Annotated in this window: 18 protein-coding genes; 9 read left to right on the top strand and 9 right to left on the bottom strand. The window is 64.1% G+C overall.

The window, feature by feature from the left end; all coding sequences use genetic code 11:
- The coding region (locus KF827_RS09755; protein WP_291004186.1) for a HAMP domain-containing sensor histidine kinase at positions 1-1,223 on the top strand (1,223 nt) is incomplete at its 5' end.
- A gap of 106 nt (positions 1,224-1,329) precedes the next feature.
- Here the strand turns inward: KF827_RS09755 and KF827_RS09760 are convergent.
- Positions 1,330-3,561, bottom strand: a complete 2,232-nt coding sequence (locus KF827_RS09760; protein WP_291004190.1) for a methyl-accepting chemotaxis protein — start codon at positions 3,559-3,561, stop codon at positions 1,330-1,332.
- A gap of 465 nt (positions 3,562-4,026) precedes the next feature.
- On the opposite strand from KF827_RS09760, the gene fabI reads away from it, so the two are divergent.
- From fabI to KF827_RS09780, 4 genes are read left to right on the top strand one after another with little or no spacing between them, the layout of a single operon-like run.
- Complete coding sequence (gene fabI, locus KF827_RS09765; protein WP_291004193.1) at positions 4,027-4,887, top strand: enoyl-ACP reductase FabI; 861 nt, start codon at positions 4,027-4,029, stop codon at positions 4,885-4,887.
- A gap of 5 nt (positions 4,888-4,892) precedes the next feature.
- On the top strand, positions 4,893-6,005 hold the full coding sequence (aroC, locus tag KF827_RS09770) for a chorismate synthase (RefSeq protein ID WP_291004195.1): 1,113 nt from the start codon (positions 4,893-4,895) through the stop codon (positions 6,003-6,005).
- Between the two features lie 26 nt (positions 6,006-6,031).
- On the top strand, positions 6,032-6,631 hold the full coding sequence (locus KF827_RS09775) for a peroxidase-related enzyme (protein WP_291004198.1): 600 nt from the start codon (positions 6,032-6,034) through the stop codon (positions 6,629-6,631).
- Positions 6,615-7,904 carry an EAL domain-containing response regulator gene (locus tag KF827_RS09780; RefSeq protein WP_291004201.1) on the top strand — a complete coding sequence of 430 codons (1,290 nt, stop codon included), beginning with the start codon at positions 6,615-6,617 and terminating at the stop codon, positions 7,902-7,904. Before KF827_RS09775 ends, KF827_RS09780 begins: the two co-directional genes overlap by 17 nt.
- 428 nt (positions 7,905-8,332) lie before the next feature.
- Here the strand turns inward: KF827_RS09780 and KF827_RS09785 are convergent, their stop codons facing one another.
- The 3 genes from KF827_RS09785 to KF827_RS09795 all read right to left on the bottom strand — a co-directional run bounded on the left by KF827_RS09785 (position 8,333) and on the right by KF827_RS09795 (position 10,181).
- Positions 8,333-9,520: an aminotransferase class V-fold PLP-dependent enzyme gene (locus KF827_RS09785; RefSeq protein ID WP_291004204.1), complete on the bottom strand. Its 1,188-nt coding sequence runs from the start codon at positions 9,518-9,520 to the stop codon at positions 8,333-8,335.
- A gap of 24 nt (positions 9,521-9,544) precedes the next feature.
- Positions 9,545-9,697 (bottom strand): hypothetical protein, encoded by a 153-nt coding sequence (locus tag KF827_RS09790; protein WP_291004207.1) that lies wholly within the window; start codon positions 9,695-9,697, stop codon positions 9,545-9,547.
- 178 nt (positions 9,698-9,875) lie between these two features.
- Positions 9,876-10,181 carry a hypothetical protein gene (locus KF827_RS09795; RefSeq protein WP_291004210.1) on the bottom strand — a complete coding sequence of 102 codons (306 nt, stop codon included), beginning with the start codon at positions 10,179-10,181 and terminating at the stop codon, positions 9,876-9,878.
- Positions 10,182-10,277: 96 nt separating this feature from the next.
- Here KF827_RS09795 and KF827_RS09800 point away from each other — a divergent pair, with 96 nt between their 5' ends.
- A complete protein-coding gene (locus KF827_RS09800) occupies positions 10,278-10,646 on the top strand; it encodes a hypothetical protein (RefSeq protein ID WP_291004212.1) in 369 nt (122 codons plus the stop codon).
- A 29-nt stretch (positions 10,647-10,675) separates the two neighbouring features.
- Here KF827_RS09800 and KF827_RS09805 read toward each other — a convergent pair whose 3' ends face one another.
- The 3 genes from KF827_RS09805 to KF827_RS09815 form a co-directional block, all read right to left on the bottom strand.
- Positions 10,676-11,545, bottom strand: a complete 870-nt coding sequence (locus KF827_RS09805; RefSeq protein WP_291004215.1) for a phosphatidylcholine/phosphatidylserine synthase — start codon at positions 11,543-11,545, stop codon at positions 10,676-10,678.
- Between the two features lie 22 nt (positions 11,546-11,567).
- Positions 11,568-12,290: a phosphatidylserine decarboxylase gene (locus KF827_RS09810; protein WP_291004218.1), complete on the bottom strand. Its 723-nt coding sequence runs from the start codon at positions 12,288-12,290 to the stop codon at positions 11,568-11,570.
- 151 nt (positions 12,291-12,441) lie between these two features.
- On the bottom strand, positions 12,442-14,301 hold the full coding sequence (locus tag KF827_RS09815) for an ABC transporter ATP-binding protein/permease (protein WP_291004220.1): 1,860 nt from the start codon (positions 14,299-14,301) through the stop codon (positions 12,442-12,444).
- A 275-nt stretch (positions 14,302-14,576) separates the two neighbouring features.
- Here KF827_RS09815 and KF827_RS09820 point away from each other — a divergent pair, with 275 nt between their 5' ends.
- The 3 genes from KF827_RS09820 to KF827_RS09830 all read left to right on the top strand — a co-directional run bounded on the left by KF827_RS09820 (position 14,577) and on the right by KF827_RS09830 (position 16,159).
- Complete coding sequence (locus KF827_RS09820) at positions 14,577-15,422, top strand: fumarylacetoacetate hydrolase family protein (RefSeq protein ID WP_291004223.1); 846 nt, start codon at positions 14,577-14,579, stop codon at positions 15,420-15,422.
- A gap of 91 nt (positions 15,423-15,513) precedes the next feature.
- Complete coding sequence (locus KF827_RS09825) at positions 15,514-15,762, top strand: hypothetical protein (protein ID WP_291004226.1); 249 nt, start codon at positions 15,514-15,516, stop codon at positions 15,760-15,762.
- Positions 15,746-16,159: a type II toxin-antitoxin system HicB family antitoxin gene (locus KF827_RS09830; RefSeq protein ID WP_291004229.1), complete on the top strand. Its 414-nt coding sequence runs from the start codon at positions 15,746-15,748 to the stop codon at positions 16,157-16,159. The genes KF827_RS09825 and KF827_RS09830 overlap by 17 nt, the downstream gene beginning before the upstream one ends.
- Here KF827_RS09830 and KF827_RS09835 read toward each other — a convergent pair.
- Together KF827_RS09835 and KF827_RS09840 are read right to left on the bottom strand one after the other, a co-directional pair.
- Complete coding sequence (locus KF827_RS09835) at positions 16,156-17,208, bottom strand: quinone-dependent dihydroorotate dehydrogenase (RefSeq protein WP_291004232.1); 1,053 nt, start codon at positions 17,206-17,208, stop codon at positions 16,156-16,158. The two genes, KF827_RS09830 and KF827_RS09835, sit on opposite strands and share 4 nt — an antisense overlap.
- A complete protein-coding gene (locus KF827_RS09840) occupies positions 17,205-17,819 on the bottom strand; it encodes a hypothetical protein (protein WP_291004235.1) in 615 nt (204 codons plus the stop codon). The genes KF827_RS09835 and KF827_RS09840 overlap by 4 nt, the downstream gene beginning before the upstream one ends.
- Position 17,820 lies beyond the last annotated feature (1 nt).

Raw genomic sequence — 17,820 nt, forward strand, 5'->3', positions numbered from 1 at the left:
TTGCCGGCGCCATGGTGGCGGCCAGCCGGGTGGTTTACAGCGTGATCGAACAGAACCGGGCGCTGCGGGTGCAGAATCTGCGCTTCTACGATCGCATCCGCGCCGCACAGGCCAACCTGCTGGATGTAACCGAAAGCGTGGAGGCCTTCGCGCTCTGCGATGCTGCCGGCAGGCTGACCTTGTGGAACCGCAAGCTGGCCGAATTGCTCGGCCTGGGCCAGGAAAAGCTGCATGCCGGCGCCAGCCTGGAGGCCTTGCTGGAAGCCGGCGGCCTGCCGCTGGCGGCGCTGGAACGCGAGGCGCCGCTGCTGCTGCCATCCAATCGCTGGGTGCGCGGCCTGCTGCGCCAGACCAAGCAGGGCGACCGCGCCTTGATCCTGCTGGATATCACCGAACAGCATAAGGCCAATGAATTGCTGGCGCGGCAGAATGCCGAGCTGGAACGCCTGGTGGTGGAATTGCGCACCGCCCGCGATGCCGCCGAACGCGCCAGCCGCGCCAAGAGCAGCTTCCTGGCCAATATGAGCCACGAATTGCGCACGCCGCTGAATGCGGTGATCGGTTTCGCCGATATCGTGCGCCAGCAGCTCTATGGCCCGGACTCGCCGAAATACCAGGAATATGTGCGCGACATCCATGCCAGCGCCACGCATCTGCTGGGCATCATCGACGATATCCTCGATCTCGCCCGCGTGGAGGCCAACCGCATTCCGGTGCGCGACGACACCATCAAGGTGGCCGATCTGGCCGCCACCTGCATCCGGCTAGCCTCGGCCGCGCCCAGCGGCGAAGGCAAGCTGGTGCATGCCGAAGTACCGGCCGATCTGCCCGGCCTGCGCGCCGATGCGCGGCTGCTGCGCCAGACCCTGCTGAACCTGATCGGCAATGCACTGAAATTCTCCGCGCCCGGCGGCGTGGTTTCCATCGGCGCTGCGCCGGTGGTGGGCGGCGGGCTGGATATCTGGGTGCAGGATGGCGGCATCGGCATTGCGCCGGCCGATAGCGAACGGGTCTTCGCACCCTTCGAGCAGGTGGAAGCCGCACGCAGCCGGCAATTCGGCGGCGTCGGCCTCGGGCTGGCGCTGGTGCGTGCCTATATGGAAGCCCATGGCGGCGCCGTGTCGCTGCGCAGCGATCTCGGCCAGGGCACCCGCGTCACCGTGCATTTCCCGCCAGACCGCGTGATCGACGGCCCGCCCAAGCCGCCGCCGGTATCGGAATAACCGCGCGGCTGCTGCACGATTCCACTCCCGCCATCCCCGGTTTCGTTACCGTGATGCATCCTGGCCCGCCGAATACTTGGCCCACCCGACGGCAGACGCCGCGCCGTTACTCCGCGAAATACGCCGCGATGCGCTGCTTGGCGGAATCTTCCAGGCAGCTATAGCGCAGACCGGCATAGCGGCCATCCAGGCGCACCACTTCGGCATCGGCGGTGAAGCGCAGCACCTGGTCGGGCAATTGCACGGTAACATCCAGACGCATGGTTTCGCCCATTTGCGGCTGGCTGTCGAACGGGCCGATGAACAGCCCGATACGGCTCCAGTTGCGCAACGCAAGACGCACGCCCTGCGCCACCACATGATCCGACGGGCTGGATTCGATGCGCCGCGCCCGGCGTGATTCGCGGCCATCGGATTCCAGCTTGAAGAAACCGACCAGCTCGGCCAGTTCCTGCGCCTGGCTGGCCAGCGCCTGCGCCGAAGCATGGGTTTCTTCCACCAGCGCGGCATTGCGCTGGGTCATCTCGTCCATGTTGGTGACGGCCTTGTTCACTTCATCCAGGCCACGGGATTGTTCGCCGCTGGCAGAGGCAATCTCGGCCACGATATCGGTGACCTTGCGCACCGCGGTAACGATATCGTCCAACGCGCCGCCGGCCCGCCCGGCCAGTTCGGCACCGCTTTTCACCTGGCTGTTGGAGGCCTGGATCAGCGCCTTGATATCCTTCGAGGCATTGGCCGAACGCTGGGCCAGCGCACGCACTTCCTGCGCCACCACGGCAAAGCCCTTGCCGGCTTCGCCCGCGCGCGCGGCTTCCACGCTGGCATTCAAGGCCAGCAGATTGGTCTGGAACGCGATCTCGTCGATCAGGCCGACGATATCGCTGATCCGGCGCGCGCTTTCCTCGATGGCGCCCATCGCCTGCACCACGCTCGACACCACATTGCCGCCCTGCTCGGCGGTCTGCCGCGCTTCCGCCGACAAGCGGTTGGCGGCAGCGGCATTATCGGCATTCTGCCGCACCGTGGCGGTCACTTCATGCATGGCGGCGGCGGTTTGCTCCAGCGTGGCGGCCTGGCTTTCGGTGCGCGCGGCCAGATCCTGGCTGCCATCGGAAATATCGGCGGCGGCATCGCGCAGCTGGTTGGCGCTATCGGCCAGGCGCAGCGCAAAGCCGCCCAGCCGTTCGGCCATGCCATTGGCGGCATCCTTCAGGTCGCCGTAAACGCCGGCATAATCGCCACGCACCCGATGGCTTACGCCGCCCTCGGCCAAAGCCTGCATCACGCTGGACAATTCGCCGGTCACGCTTTGCAGGCGGCTGATCAACGCATTCAGTTGCTGCGACACGGTGAGCAGGAAGCCTTCCTTGCCGGCCTCGTCGATACGGCGATTGAGTTCGCCGCGCGATACCGATTGCGCCAATTCGGCGATCTGCGCGGCGGCAACGGCCTCGCGCGCCTCGCGTTCCGCACGCAGCCTGTCGGCTTCGCTGCGCATGGCATCGGCTTCCGCCTGCAGGCGATCGGCTTCGCGCCCGGCGCCGCGCAGCACTTCCACCGAACGGGCGATGGCGCCGATCTCGTCGCGCTTCCCGGTATGCGGCACCTCGATGCTCCAGTCGCGCTCGGCCAGTTTCAGCACCGCCTGCGATATCTGCCGCAACGGATTGGCCACCGAACGCGCCAGCAGATAGCCGAACAGCACCAGCAGCAGGCCGTTCAACCCCACCACGATGGCCGATTGCTTCAGCGATTGGGTGAACTCGGCCTGCAGATCGTCCAGATAAAGCCCGGTGCCGACGATCCAGCCCCAGCCGGCATGGCCTTTCACGAAGGAGATTTTCGGCACCGGCTTGTCATGCCCGGCCTTGGGCCAGAAATAATCCACATAGCCTTCGCCGCTGCGCTTCACGATATTGGCGAATTCCACGAACAGCTTCTTGCCGTTGGGATCGGCATAATCGCTCAGGTTCTTACCCACCAGTTGCGGCGCGAAGGGATGCATCAGCAGCACCGGGGCCTGATCGTTCACCCAGAAATATTCGTTGCCGCTGTAGCGCAGGGTCTGCAATTGCGCCAAGGCCCGCTGCTTGGCCTCGGCCTCGGGCAGCGCACCGGACCGCGCCTGGGTGGCATAGCTGTCGATCACGCCATGGGCCACATTCACCAGATTGCGCAATTCGATGCGACGCTGTTCAACCTGCGCGTCGCGCTGATCGAATTCATCCAACAGCATCTGCGCCAACAGGCTGATCACCGCCACGCCGATGATCGCCATGATCCGTGTCAGCACCGATACGCTCAATCCGCCCTGCATTTTTTTGCCGCCCTGCATTTTTTGTTTCCCATAGCCGAACGGCCGATGACCAGTCTGCACCCCTGATTAGGAATAGAAACAAGCCGGCGCCCCCTTGCAAGAGTCAGCCGGCACCGGACCTGGCCTGAACCTATCCCCCAGGTTGCAACCCGCATGGCCAGCCTGGATCATGGCCGGCCCATGCTGGGCCCATGCCGGGCGCATGCCGGGCGCATGCCGGGCGCATAGCCGGCCAATGGCGGGCAGCAGGCAAGCCCCGGTCCGCTCAAGCCTGGCATTTTTGTTTTTCTTGGTTTTTCAACATGGCTCAGCCGCGATTCCGGGGTTTGGTCGCGGGCCTGCCCGGGCAAAACCGGGCTTTGCCGGGCGCGGCCGACAATCGGCGGGGAAGCTTGGCGCCGCCCGGGCTTTTCGGTTACTCTGCCGCCGCTTCGTAACGTGACGCATCGTTTTGTCATTCATCCGACTTTTCCGAGGATTTCCATGTCGCCTTCCACTGCCCTTCCGGCCGGCAATCTCATGCAGGGCCGCCGCGGCTTGATCATGGGCGTGGCCAACGACCGCTCGCTGGCCTGGGGCATCGCCAAGGCGGTGGCGGCGCAGGGCGCCGAACTGGCCTTCACCTATCAAGGCGACGCATTGAAAAAGCGCGTGGAACCGCTGGCCGCGCAGATCGGCGCCAAGCTGACCATGGAATGCGACGTGACCAACGCCGCCTCGATGGATGCGGTATTCGCCACGCTTGCCAAGGAATGGGGCAAGCTGGATTTCCTGGTGCATGCCATCGCCTATGCCGACAAGGAAGAGCTGAAGGGCCGCTATGTCGACACCTCGCCGGAAAATTTCGCGCTGTCGCTGAATGTGAGCTGCTATTCCTTCACCGCGCTGATGAACCGCGCCGAAAAGCTGATGAGCGAAGGCGGTTCCGCCGTGACGCTGACCTATTTCGGTGCCGAGCGCGTGATGCCGCATTACAATGTGATGGGCGTGGCGAAAGCCGCGCTGGAAGCCAGCGTGCGTTATCTCGCCGCCGATCTCGGCCCGCGCGGCATCCGCGTGAATGCGATCTCCGCCGGCCCGATCAAGACCCTGGCCGCCAGCGGCATCGGCGATTTCCGCTATATCCTGAAATGGAACGAGCTGAACGCGCCGCTGCGCCGCAATGTCACCATCGACGAAGTGGGCGGCGCCGGCTTGTACCTGCTCAGCGATCTGGGCGGCGGCGTGACCGGCGAGACCCATCACGTGGATAGCGGCTATCACAGCGTGGGCATGGTGGCGGTGGATCAGGCGCCGGCGGTGGCTGAATTGCTGCAAAGCCTGGGCGGCAAGAAGGCCGACTGAGCGCGATGTCCGACAACAGCTTCGGCCGGCTCTTCCGCGTCACCACCTGGGGCGAGAGCCACGGTCCCGCGCTGGGCTGCGTGATCGACGGCGTGCCGCCGCTGGTGCCGCTGAGCGAGGCCGATATTCAGCATTGGCTGGACAAGCGCAAGCCCGGCACCTCGCGCTTCGTGACGCAACGCCGAGAACCCGACCAGGTGAAGATTCTGTCGGGCGTGTTCGAAGGCAAAACCACCGGCACGCCGGTCTCGCTGTTGATCGAGAATACCGACCAGCGCAGCAAGGATTATTCCGAGATCCAGGACAAGTTCCGCCCGGGCCATGCCGATTACGCCTATTGGCGCAAATACGGCATCCGCGATTATCGCGGCGGCGGGCGGTCGTCGGCGCGCGAAACCGCCGCGCGCGTGGCGGCCGGCGCGGTGGCGCGGCAAGTGCTGCGCAGCCTGCTGGGCGATGGCGTGCAAATCCGTGGCGCACTGGTGCAGGTGGGCGAGAAACATATCGATCCGGCCAATTGGCGCTGGGACAGCGTGGAACAGAATCCGTTCTGGTGCCCCGATCCCAAAGCCGCGATGGAATGGGAAGAGTATCTCGATGCCATCCGCAAGGCCGGCTCCAGCGTGGGCGCGGTGATCGAATTGCGCGCATCCGGCATTCCCGCCGGCCTGGGCGAACCGATCTATGGCAAGCTGGATGCCGAACTCGCCGCCTCGCTGATGAGCATCAATGCCGTGAAGGGCGTGGAGATCGGCGCCGGCTTCGCCTCTGCTTCGCTCACCGGCGAAAGCAATGCCGATGAAATGCGCATCGGCGAAGATGGCTTGCCGGGTTTCACCTCCAATCAGGCCGGCGGCATATTGGGCGGCATTTCCACGGGGCAGGAAATCGTCGCGCGTTTCGCCGTGAAGCCAACCTCTTCGATTCTCAATCCGCGCGCCACCATCGACCGCTTCGGCAACCAGACCGAGATCGTCACCAAGGGCCGGCACGATCCCTGCGTCGGCCTGCGCGCCGTGCCGGTGGGCGAGGCGATGCTGGCCTGCCTGCTGGCCGACCACCTGCTGCGCCATCGCGGCCAGGTCGGGGGCTTCCGCGAAGGCTTCGATCCGCGCTAGGCTTGGTTTCCGCCCAGGAGGAAACCATGGGCCAGGAGGAAACCATGGCCAACGACAAGATTAAGCCGCATGCGCTGAATATCCCGATCCCGGATCGCGCCAGCCTCGATCCGGCGACGCAAGCCTATTTCGCCAAATGCGACGAGAAGCTGGGCTTCGTGCCCAATGTGCTGCTGAGCTACAGCTTCGATGAGAAGAAGCTGCGCGGCTTCACCGAGATGTATAACGAATTGATGCTGGCGCCGTCTGGCCTGAGCAAGCTGGAACGCGAGATGATCGCGGTGGCGGTGAGCAGCATCAATCATTGCTATTACTGCCTCACCGCCCATGGCGCGGCGGTGCGCCAGCTATCGGGCGATCCGAAACTGGGCGAGCAGATGGTGATGAATTATCGCGTGGCCGATTTGACGCCCAAGATGCGCGCCGCGCTGGATTTCGCCGCCAAGCTGACCGAGAGCCCGGACAAGATCGTGGAAGCCGACCGCCAGGCTTTGCGCGATGCCGGCTGGACCGACAAGGACATCTGGGATATCGCCGCCACCGCCAGCTTTTTCAACATGTCGAACCGCATGGCCGCCGCCATTGAGATGGCGCCCAATGCGGAATACCATGGGCAAAGCCGTTAGGGGGCTTTCGCAACACCGTTTCTCGACAGGGAATATCGCGCTGGAACCGGCAGCCGATCATATCGCCAAGCTGCATGTGATGGTGGTGGACGACATCAAGCTGATGCGCGATGTGGCCACCGCGCTGCTACAGCGTTGCGGCGTGCACCGCATCACCAGTCATGCCGATGGCGAGTTGGCCCTGGCGGCGCTGGATAATCTTGCAACCGAGAATAATCCGGTGGATCTGATCCTGCTGGATCTCAACATGCCGGTGATGGATGGCATCGAGGTGCTGCGCCATCTCGGCGCGCGGCGCTTTGCCGGCCAGGTGGCTTTGGTGAGCGCGGAAAACATCCGCGTGCTGCGCACCGCCGAAACCCTGGCCCGTGCCCATAACCTGGATATCGTCGGCTATGTCGAGAAACCGCTGACGGCGGAAGGCCTGAACGCCATCCTGGGCAAGACCGGGCAGAAGCGCCAGCGCGCCGAAGCGTCGGTGGACGAAGCGCCGACGGAAGCCGAATTGCTGGATGCCATTCGCGATGGCCAGATTCAGATCGCCGTGCAGCCGAAAGTGGATATGCGCAGCCGCACCGTGCTGGGGGTGGAGGCGCTGGCGCGCTGGCGCCATCCATTGCGCGGCACCATCATGCCCGGGCGGTTCGTGCCGGTGGCGGAAAGCGGCGCGGCGGCCGATCCGCTGTTCCATACCGTGCTGAGCCAGAGCCTGCGGGCAGCCGCGCGCTGGCGCGCCCTGGGGTTCAATCTCAAGGTGGCGGTGAATATGTCCACCGCCAATCTGGGCAGCCTGAACCTGCCCGACCGCCTGTCTCTAGCCACCCGCGAGGCCGGCCTGCCGCCCGACAGCCTGATCCTGGAAGTCACCGAAAGCCGGCTGATCGAAGATCTCGCCGCCGCGCTGGAAGTGCTCACCCGGCTGCGGCTGAAAGGGTTCGGCCTGTCGATCGACGATTTCGGCACCGGTTATTCCTCGCTGGAGCAATTGCAGCGCATCCCCTTCGAGGAGCTGAAGATCGACCGGCAATTCGTGGTGGCGGCCGCCGATGACCAAGCTGCCCGGGCAATCATGGCCTCGTCGATCCGGCTTGCCCGCCAGCTCGGCATGAGCACCGTGGCCGAGGGCGTGGAGCGCCAGGAGGATTGGGATTGCGCCCAATTGCTGGGCTGCGACCTGGCCCAGGGCTATCTGCTGGCCGAACCGATGCCGCCGGAGCAACTGCCCAACTGGGTGGCAGCCTGGAATTCAGGCAGGAATTCCACCGAGGCCTGAGCCAGGTATGCTCGCCTTGAAGTGGGATAATAGCCCGAAGTCACACCAATTACTTCGCAGTCGCACACTGAAAATCCGACTTTAATCCAGCGACTCGGCCTTATTTTCGAGCTATGTTCTCGAGTGTTGCAAAAATACCTCAATGAAAACAGCAATTTATTTCACTATTGAATCGCTGCTTTTTCCTCTTGCAGCGCACCATGAAATCCCATATATATTGCATCGCAGCAACGCTTCCCGGCTTGCTGCATGCCCTTCTCGGGCGTTTCCTCCCTAGACTTGGGCCGCACATCGTGCGGCCCCTTTTTTTTGCCCATACACCAGACCAGCCTGGTGCGCTTCCCACCCTCTGCGCAAGCCCAAAACTGCCTGAAAAAGCGTCTTGCCGTTTATCGCGGCAGATTGAATTCGTTTGCAAATTCAATCAACTAAAGCACGTCGCGCAAAACAGCGAATAGCCGATCCACATCCGAATCGGTGTTATACAGATGCGGCGTCACCCGCATGGCCGGGCCGCGGATGCTGACATAGACCTTGGCGGCAGCCAGCCGGGCCGGCAGGTCGGCCGGCGGCGCGCCTTTGAAACGCAGGCCGAGGAAATGCCCGGCGCGCCGATTCGGCGCCACACTGGTGAGGCCGAGTTCATCGCGGGCACGGGCAGCGATCTGTTCGGTACGGACGCGCAAGCTCGCCTGGATATTTTCCACGCCCCAATCCAGCAGCAATTCCAACGATGCCTTGGCGGCCGGCGCCAAGGCGAAATTGCTGCGTTCGCCCACATCGAAGCGGCAGGCACCGGGCTGGTATTCGGCCTGGTAATCCACCAGGCGGGAGAAATCCTCAGACCCCTTGCGGGTGATCCAGTTCTGCTCGATCGGCATTGCCTGCTGCCAGCGCGGCGCCACGTAGAGATAACCGTAGCTATAAGGCCCAAGCAGCCATTTATAGCCGCCGATGGCCAGAAAATCGGGATCGATCTTCGCCACATCGAATGGCAGCGCGCCCAGGGATTGCGTGGCATCCACGCATAAAGCTGTGCCCTGTGCGCGGCAGGCGCGGCCGATGGCTTCCAGATCCAGCAGGCCGCCATCGGTCCAATGATTATGCGGCAGCGCGGCTATCGCCACCGCAGGCGTAAGCTGCTCCAGCACCGCTGCCGTCCAATCGTCGTCGGCCGGGCGCGGCACGGTCTTGATCCGCGCGGCTTTCTGTTCGGCCAACTGCATCCACGGATAAAGGTTGGACGGGAACTGATCGGCCAGCACCAGGATTTCCTGCCCCGGCTTGAGACCCGGCCCCAAAGCCGAAGCCGCCTGCGCCATGCCGTAGGATACGCTGGGCACCAAAGCCACATCCTGCCCAGGCGTATCGCCCGGCGCATTGATCATGCGGCCCAGCAGAGCGCGGATCGCATCGGATTCGGTGAAGAAATCGCTCTGCGCCACGATCCAGGGCGTGGCCTTGCGCGCCATGCCCATTTCGCCCGCCGCCAATGCCGGCTTGGGCAGCGGCCCGATATAGGCGCAGTTCAGATAGGCCACATCGTCGGGAATATCGAACAGCGCCCGCTGCCCCGAAAGCAGTTTGGGATGCGATCCGGGCCTGGCTGTTGGCATGGCTGTGGCCTTGGCTGGCAGGCCTTAAAGCCGGGTGGCCAATTCGCGGATGGTCTCGCGGCAGGAATGAGCGGTGCGCTCCAGATAATCCCGCGCCTCGGGCCGCAGGTCGCTTTGCAGCAACTGCTCGTTAATCGACGCAAGAATAGCCCGCAAGTGCCTGATACGCACCGACATATCAATCTCCCCCACATCCTCGATCATGGGCGGAAGATTGGCCTGTCTTGGTTAATAAAGTTTATCCACAGGCGAAAATCGCTGCTGAAAAATCAGCCGCCGGTATACGGCCTATCGTTCAGACCTGGGGCCTATTCATTCAGACCCGGGGCCTATTATCATTCGGGGGGGGGGCGGATCAGACGCTGATATCGGCCTTGCCGCCCATGCCGCGCTGGCGCGGACCGGGGCGGGCGGTATTGGTGCGGGCTTCGGTGGCATTGGCGCCGTTATCGGCATTCTTGCCTTTGTCGCCGCGCGTATTGGCCGAACCGCCGGAATTGCCCGAGGCATTGGCAGCCATGCGGGTATCCGTGCGCACACCGATAGCGGCCGCCTGGGTCACTGCCTGCAAGGCGGAGGGGCCCTGGCTGGATTGCGGCTGGCCCGGTGCGGTGGCAACCGTGGGCAGCAGGCCGGGAGGAACAGGTGCGATGATCGCCATACCGCAAAGGTAATCGCGATTCGCGGAATTACAAGAAAAAGGTTGCAGCCGGAGGCTTTTAGCCCAAAATGCCGGCCAAGCTTCGATCCGGTCCGCATGAGCAAACCCTCCGCACCCAAGCCTGCCGCGAAATCACCCGGGATACTTAAACGCCTGGCGGGTGCGCTGTTCATTGCCGACAAGCCGCCTGCCGACAAGAAGGCTGGCGCCAAGAAGGCTGCAACTACGGAAAGCCGGCGTGATCCCCGGATCGAGCTGGCCCGGCTGATCAAGAGCATTCGCGCCAAGCTGGATCCCAACCTGCTGCGCATCGCCGAAAAGCTGGCCCGCAAGGGGCCGCCCACCACCGACCATGAACGCGCCATGCTGAGCGTGGAACTCTTCCTGGCCCAGCGCCAGGATGGCGGCCGCTTCGCCGAAAAGCTGCGCGAAAGGCTGCAACGCGAGAAGGGCACCCGGCATTAAGGGACAGCCGGCGCGTAGATGAGGCCGCGTCAATGCAGACGCGGCTGGTCGTCTGATTGATTTGCCGGGTTCGCAGGCTCGGCCTGGGTTTCCGCCGCGGATTCCGCCGGGGCCGTAACCGGGGCCGCCGCCGCCGTGGCGGCATCGGTGCGGCGCAGTCTTTCATGGGCGCGGAAGCTGAACACCATCGTTGCCAGATAGGCGCTGCCCAGGGCGAACAGCGTATACCAGGGTTCGTTGAGCAACAGCGCCGCCAGCACGCCCACGCCCAGCAGCACCAGCGGCACCGCCTCGCGCTTCACCTTCACGCGCTTGAAGGAATAGGTCGGCACCCGGCTGACCATCAGGCCGCCGATCAGCAGCGCCCACAGGCCGTTCAGCCAGGGCGAATGCAGGAAGGCGCTATCCACTTCCAGGCTGAGGATCATGAACATCAGCGCCAGGCCGGCGCCGGCCGGCGAGGGGATGCCGGTGAAGAAGCTGCCGGTCCAGACCGGCTTGTTGGGATCGTCCAGCGCGGTGTTGAAGCGCGCCAGGCGCAAGGCCGTGCAGGTTGAAAAAGCCAGCACCACCAGCCAGCCGGTATTGCCGTTGCCCAGGGTATGCAGGCTCCAGAAATACAGCACCATGCCCGGCGCCACGCCGAAGCAGAGGAAATCCGACAGCGAATCCAGTTCGGCGCCGAAGCGGCTGGACCCCTTGAGCAGCCGCGCCACGCGGCCATCCAGCGAATCCAGCACCGCCGCCAGCGCTATCGCCAGGATGGCGAATTTCCATTGCTCCTGGATTGCGAAGCGGAGCGCCGTAAGGCCCGAGCAGAGCGCGAATACCGTGATGATATTCGGCGCCAGCATGTTGAGCGGCAGGCGTCCCAGCTTATGCGGCGGCTTGATCAGCATGGCAGGCTCCCGCCTCCTGGCCTCAGCGCACAGCGCCTTCGCGCTGCACCTCTTCATCATCCTGCACGGCGATGACGGTTTCGCCGCCCACCGTGCTCTGGCCGGTCACCACCAGCGGCACCATGCCATCATCCAGATACACATCCACGCGGCTGCCGAAACGGATCAGGCCGAAGCGTTCGCCGGCCAGCAGCTTTTGGCCTTCGCGCGCTTCGCACAGGATGCGCCGCGCCACCAGGCCGGCAATCTGCACCACCGCCAGCTCCTTGCCATCGGCCAGCTTCAGCCGCATGGATTGCCGCTCGTTATCCGAGGATGCCTTATCCAGCGAGGCATTGAGGAACTTGCCCGGGCGATAAGCCAGGCCCACCACTTCGGCATCGACCGGCGAGCGATTCACATGCACGTTGAACACATTCATGAAGATCGAGATGCGCAGCCGCGCATCCATGCCCATGCCGAGTTCTTCCGGCGGCACGGCGCGTTCGATCATCTGCACCACGCCATCGGCCGGCGCGATGATGATGGCGCCGCGCGACGGATCGGTGCCGTCCGGCAGCTTGCGCACGGGCGTGACACGCGGCGGATCGCGGAAGAAATAGGCGCACCAGGCGGTGAGCACCACGCCAACCCAACCCAGCGGCGTGGCGATCCAGAACAGGATCAGCGTCGCCAGCGCGAACAGGGCAATGAACTTCCAGCCCTCGCGGTGGATCGGCACCAGTACTGAACGGATCGTGTCCATCGAAAACCTTCCTGCATAGAATAACGGGCCTGTTTACGAACGGACCCGATTAGAGAATGGGGCCGGCTCATAAACGGCGGCTTTCCACCTGTATTCCACCATTCTAGCTTGTCTGGTGGGGCAGGGTAAGGCCTCCCATGGCCGGCGGTTTCTATGCAGATAAGGATTTTGCCGGGCTTTGCAACGGCGAGCCGGCCAATTCCGGCGCCTGCTGGGCTTCCTGCTGGCGGCGCCAGAGCCGGGCATAGAGCCCGTCGGCAGCCAGCAAGGCCTCGTGCCGGCCGCGTTCGGCCACCCGGCCGCCCTCCAGCACGATAATTTCGTCGGCATCCACCACGGTGGACAGCCGATGCGCGATCACCAGCGTGGTGAGGCCTTCGGCGGCGCGCAGCAGCGCCTGCTGAATTTCGCGTTCGGTATGGGTATCCAGCGCCGAAGTGGCTTCATCGAACACCATCACGCGCGGCCGCTTGAGCAGGGCACGCGCAATCGCCACGCGCTGCTTTTCGCCGCCCGACAATTTCAAGCCGCGTTCGCCCACCATGGTTTCGTAGCCATCGGGCAGGCGGGCGATCAGCGGCACCAGCTGCGCCATCTCGGCGGCCTGCCGCACATCCTCGATGCTGGCGCCGGGCCGACCATAGGCGATGTTGTAATAGATCGTGTCGTTGAACAGCACCGTATCCTGCGGCACGATGCCGATGGCGGCGCGCAAACTATTCTGCGCCACATCGCGGATATCCTGGCCATCCACCAGGATGCGGCCCGCCGTCACGTCGTAGAACCGGAACAGCAGGCGCGACAAGGTGCTCTTGCCGGCGCCAGAGGCACCCACCACGGCCAGCTTGCGGCCGGGCTGGATGGTGAAACTCACATCGTTGAGAATCTGCCGGCGCGGCTCATAGGCAAAGCCCACCGCATCGAATGTCACCTGGCCGGGCCCGGCGGCCAAGGCCGGCGCATCGGGCTTGTCGCTCACCTCGGCGGGCACATCCAGCAGCTTGAACATGGCTTCCATGTCCACCAGGCCCTGCTTGATCTCGCGATAGGCGAAGCCCAGGAAATTGAGCGGCATGTAAAGCTGGATCAGATAGGTGTTCACCAGCACGAAATCGCCCAAGGTCATACTGCCGTCGCGCACGCCGATGGCGGCCAGGCTCATCACCGCGATCAAACCCACCGCGATGATGGCGCCCTGGCCGATATTCAGCATGGACAGCGTGACCTGGCTTTTCACCGCCGCGCGTTCGTAGCGGCCAAGCGCTTCGTCGAACCGCCGCGCCTCATGCGCCTCGTTGGTGAAGTATTTCACCGTCTCGTAATTCAGCAGGCTGTCTACAGCGCGGGTATTGGCACGCTGATCTTCGTCGTTCATCTGGCGGCGATACTTGGTGCGCCATTCGGTGAATAGCAGCGTGAAGGCGATATAGCCGATGATCGAGCCCACGGTGATGATCATGAACTGCCAGCCATACATCACCCACAGGATGCCGCCGACCAGCAGTATCTCCACGATGGTGGGGAAGATGTTGAAGGTCATGAATTGCAGCACGAACTGGATGCCCTTGGTGCCGCGTTCGATCACCCGGCTCAAGCCGCCGGTCTGGCGTTCGAGATGGAAGCGCAGCGACAAGGCGTGCAGATGGTTGAACACCGCTAGGCCCAGGCCGCGTATCGCCGCCTGCGCCACCTTGGCGAAAACCGCATCCCGCGCCTCGCCGAAAACCTGCGAGGCCACCCGCGCCAGGCCATAGGCCAGCACCACGCCCAGCACCGCGCCCACCGCGATGTTCGGGTTGTCGCGCAGGCCATCCAGCAGATCGACGGCGCGCTTGAACATATAGGGCACCGCCACGGTGATCAGCTTGGCGGCGAGCAGAAACACCAGCGCCACCAGCACGCGACGGCGCAGATCGGGCCGGTCGCTGGGCCAGAGCCAGGGCAGCAGGGTGGCAGCCAGCGAGCGGCGCGGCGCGGCGCCGGTGGCGTTAGGAGCGGGGCTATTGGACATGGGGGATTTTTTTGCAGCAGCGAAGGGCGGATGGAATAGCGGGCTTCAATAGCATTACGGCATCGAAAAGCCCACCGCGTGGATCAGGCGGCCTCTTGCCTCGGCTGGATGCGGCGCGTATCGTCTGGCCCGTGCAAATCCTGGCGCCCTGTAAATCCAGGCGCCGTGCACATCACGGTACGGCGATATCACAATCCCGGCTCCCCAAACCCGTTTGCGGTATCATCCGCTTGCGGAAAACCTAAGAAACCATACGACAAGAGAAAGAGACGCAGATGAAGGTGGTGACTTTCAACGCCAAAGGCAAGCCCTCCTATGGCCGTGTTGGCGCCGATGGCAATGTGATCGACCTGACCGGCACGCTGGGCGCGAAATATCCCGATCTGGTGGCCGTGCTGAAGGCCGGCGCGCTGGGCGAACTGGCCAAGGCCGATGGTGCATCCGTGGGCCCGGTGGAAAGCCTGGACCTGCTGCCGGTGATCCCCAATCCGGGCAAGATCGTTTGCATCGGCGTGAATTACGACGAGCATCGCCGCGAAATGGGCCGCGAACCGCCGGGCCACCCCACCTGCTTCGTGCGCTTTCCGGAAAGCCAGATCGGCCATGGCAAGCCCATGCTGCGCCCGGCGGAATCCGAAAAGTTCGATTACGAAGGCGAGCTTGCCGTGGTGATCGGCAAGGAAGGCTTCAAGGTGAAGGAAGCCGATGCGCTGTCCATCATCGCCGGCTATAGCTGCTACAACGACGGCTCGATCCGCGATTGGCAGAACCATACCAGCCAGTTCACCCCGGGCAAGAATTTCCCCGCCACCGGCGGCTTCGGCCCCTGGATGGTGACCGCCGACGAGATTCCCGATCCGCAGGCGCTGATGCTGGAAACCCGCCTGAACGGCCAGACCGTGCAGAAATCCGGCACCGATCTGATGACCTTCAACATCCGCAAGATCATCGCCTATGTCACCACCTGGCTGCCGCTGAAGCCCGGCGACGTGATCGCGTCGGGCACGCCCGGCGGCGTCGGCGCCAAGCGCAACCCGCCGCTCTGGATGAAGGATGGCGACGTGGTGGAAGTGGATATCAGCGGCGTGGGCGTATTGCGCAATCCGATCAAGAACGCCTGATCCGCAGGGATCGCGACAGCGCCGCCCCGCAACCCCGGGGCGGCGTTTTTTTATCGCTTGCGTGGTACCACTGCCGGTACCATAATAAGCCATGGGCAAAGCCGATAAATTGCTTGCCGCCATGCGGCGCAACCCGCTGGACTGGCGAATCGAGCAATTGAAGACCGTGGCTGAAGCCCATGGTTTGGACTGGCGGCAACCGGGCAGCAGCCATGTCACGTTCCGGCATGCCTCCGGCGCCATCCTGACCGTACCGGCGAAGCGACCGATCAAACCGATTTACATCAAGCTTTTCATCCGCATGCTTGAGGGACTGGGTAACGATGGCACTGAAACGTAAAACCGCAGCGGTGGACAAGGATTATCCCATCACCGTGCGGCGGCTGACATCCGCCGAGGGCGGCGGCTGGCTGGCCAGCGTGCCGGATTTGCCCGGCTGCCATGGCGATGGGGCCACACCGGAAGCCGCCTTGCGCGATGCCCGTGCCGCCATCGCCGCCTGGATTGCCACCGCGCAGGAATTCGGCGACCGGATTCCCGCGCCACGCCGCGACGATGCCTTTTCCGGCCAATGGCGGGTGCGGGTGCCGCGCTCTCTGCATCGCAAACTGGCGGAACGCGCTGCCCAGGAAGGCGTCAGCCTCAACACCTTCACCGCCACCTTGCTGGCGGAAGGCATCGGCGAGCGCCGTGCCCGCGCCGCCTCATTTGCTTCAGCAAAAACCGGCCGGCGCTAACTGAAATCCGCGCCCACCGCATCGGCCACAGTGGCGAAGCCGTCGCGGCGCAACAGCTCTGACAATTCGGCATTGATGCGGCCGACCAGGCCAGGGCCTTCATAGATCAACGCGGAATAAACCTGCACGGCCGCGGCGCCGGCGCGGATCTTGGCATAGGCATCGGCACCCGAGGCGATGCCGCCCACGCCGACCAGGTGCAGCTTGCCCCGCACCAGCGGATACAATTTGCGCAGCACATCGGTGCTCTGCTCGCGCAGCGGCGCACCCGACAATCCGCCGGCTTCCGCCTTGTTGGCGCTGCGCAGGCTTTCGGGCCGCAGGATCGTGGTGTTGGTGGCGATGATGCCATCCAGCTTGTGGTCCAGCGCCAGCGCGGCGATATCCTGCAAATCCTCATCGGTCAGATCGGGGGCGATCTTCACGAAAAGCGGCCGCGGGCAGGCCTGGCGATGCGGCGCCATGCGCTCCAGCAGACCGGCCAGTTCGGCGCGGCCCTGCAGGTTGCGCAGCCCCGGCGTGTTGGGCGACGACACATTCACCACCAGGAAATCCAGCAGCGGCGCCAGCTTGGCATAGCCGATGCTGAAATCGCCGGCACGATCCTGGCTTTCCTTGTTGGCCCCCAGATTGGCGCCCACCGGGCCGCGCGCCTTGTAATTGCGCGAAGCCAGCCGTGCTGCAACGGCCTCCAATCCTTCGCTGTTGAAGCCGAAGCGGTTGATCACCGCGCGGTCTTCCTCCAGGCGGAATACACGCGGACGCGGATTGCCCGGCTGCGGCAGCGGCGTGACGCAGCCGATCTCCGCGAAACCGAAACCCATGCGCAGCATGGCATCGGGCACTTCGCCATGCTTGTCGAAACCGGCGGCCAGGCCTACCGGATTATCCATCTGCATGCCGGCCAGCTTGCAGCGCAGGCGATCGTCGGGTGCACGCCGCAGATCGGGCAGCAGGCCGGTTTTGAGCGCCATGAGCGTGAGGCCATGGGCGGTTTCGGCTTCGATATGGCGCAGCAGCGGCCAGGCCAATGTGCTGTAGAGGCTCATGCTTGATCCAGGCGATAGCTTTTCAGGGTTCTGGTTTGCAGCGAGGGATACACTTCGCCGCCGAGCAATTCCAGTGCCGCGATATGCGCGTGCACCGAACAGGGCAGGGCGGCGATGCGGGCGGCGAAATCGGCGGGCAGCTTTTCCGGTGCGGCATACCGCAACAACGTGCAATGAATCTCCGCATAGGGCGGCCGCAGACCGGCCGGGCGCTTCACCCGTTCGCTCAGCAGCCGGCGCAGACCCAACGCATGCTCATCGGGTGCGGCCAGGGCGATCACGGCCAGTTCGGCCGCCTGCAATCGCTGGAAATGCCATGCGAAGGCCTTCGCGCCGGCGCAATATTCATCCAGCGCCGCCAGCGCCGGAGCTTCCGCCGCGGCCCAGAAAGCCTGCTTGTCGAAATCCTCGCGCGGGCTGGCAAACACATGCACCGAAACATGCAGGCGATGCGTCGGCGCGCGCAGGAAGGCGCCGGGCGCGATGGCCTCAATCTCGTCGCGCACCGCATCCAGTGCGGCGGCGCTTTCCGGCGGCATCAGCGCCTGCACGAAAAACGATTCCACCCGGGTATTCCAGAAGGGATCGCGACGGAAAACCGCAGGCTGCATC

Origin of the sequence: Ferrovibrio sp. (assembly GCF_019636075.1) — a bacterium.
Taxonomy (GTDB): domain Bacteria; phylum Pseudomonadota; class Alphaproteobacteria; order Ferrovibrionales; family Ferrovibrionaceae; genus Ferrovibrio.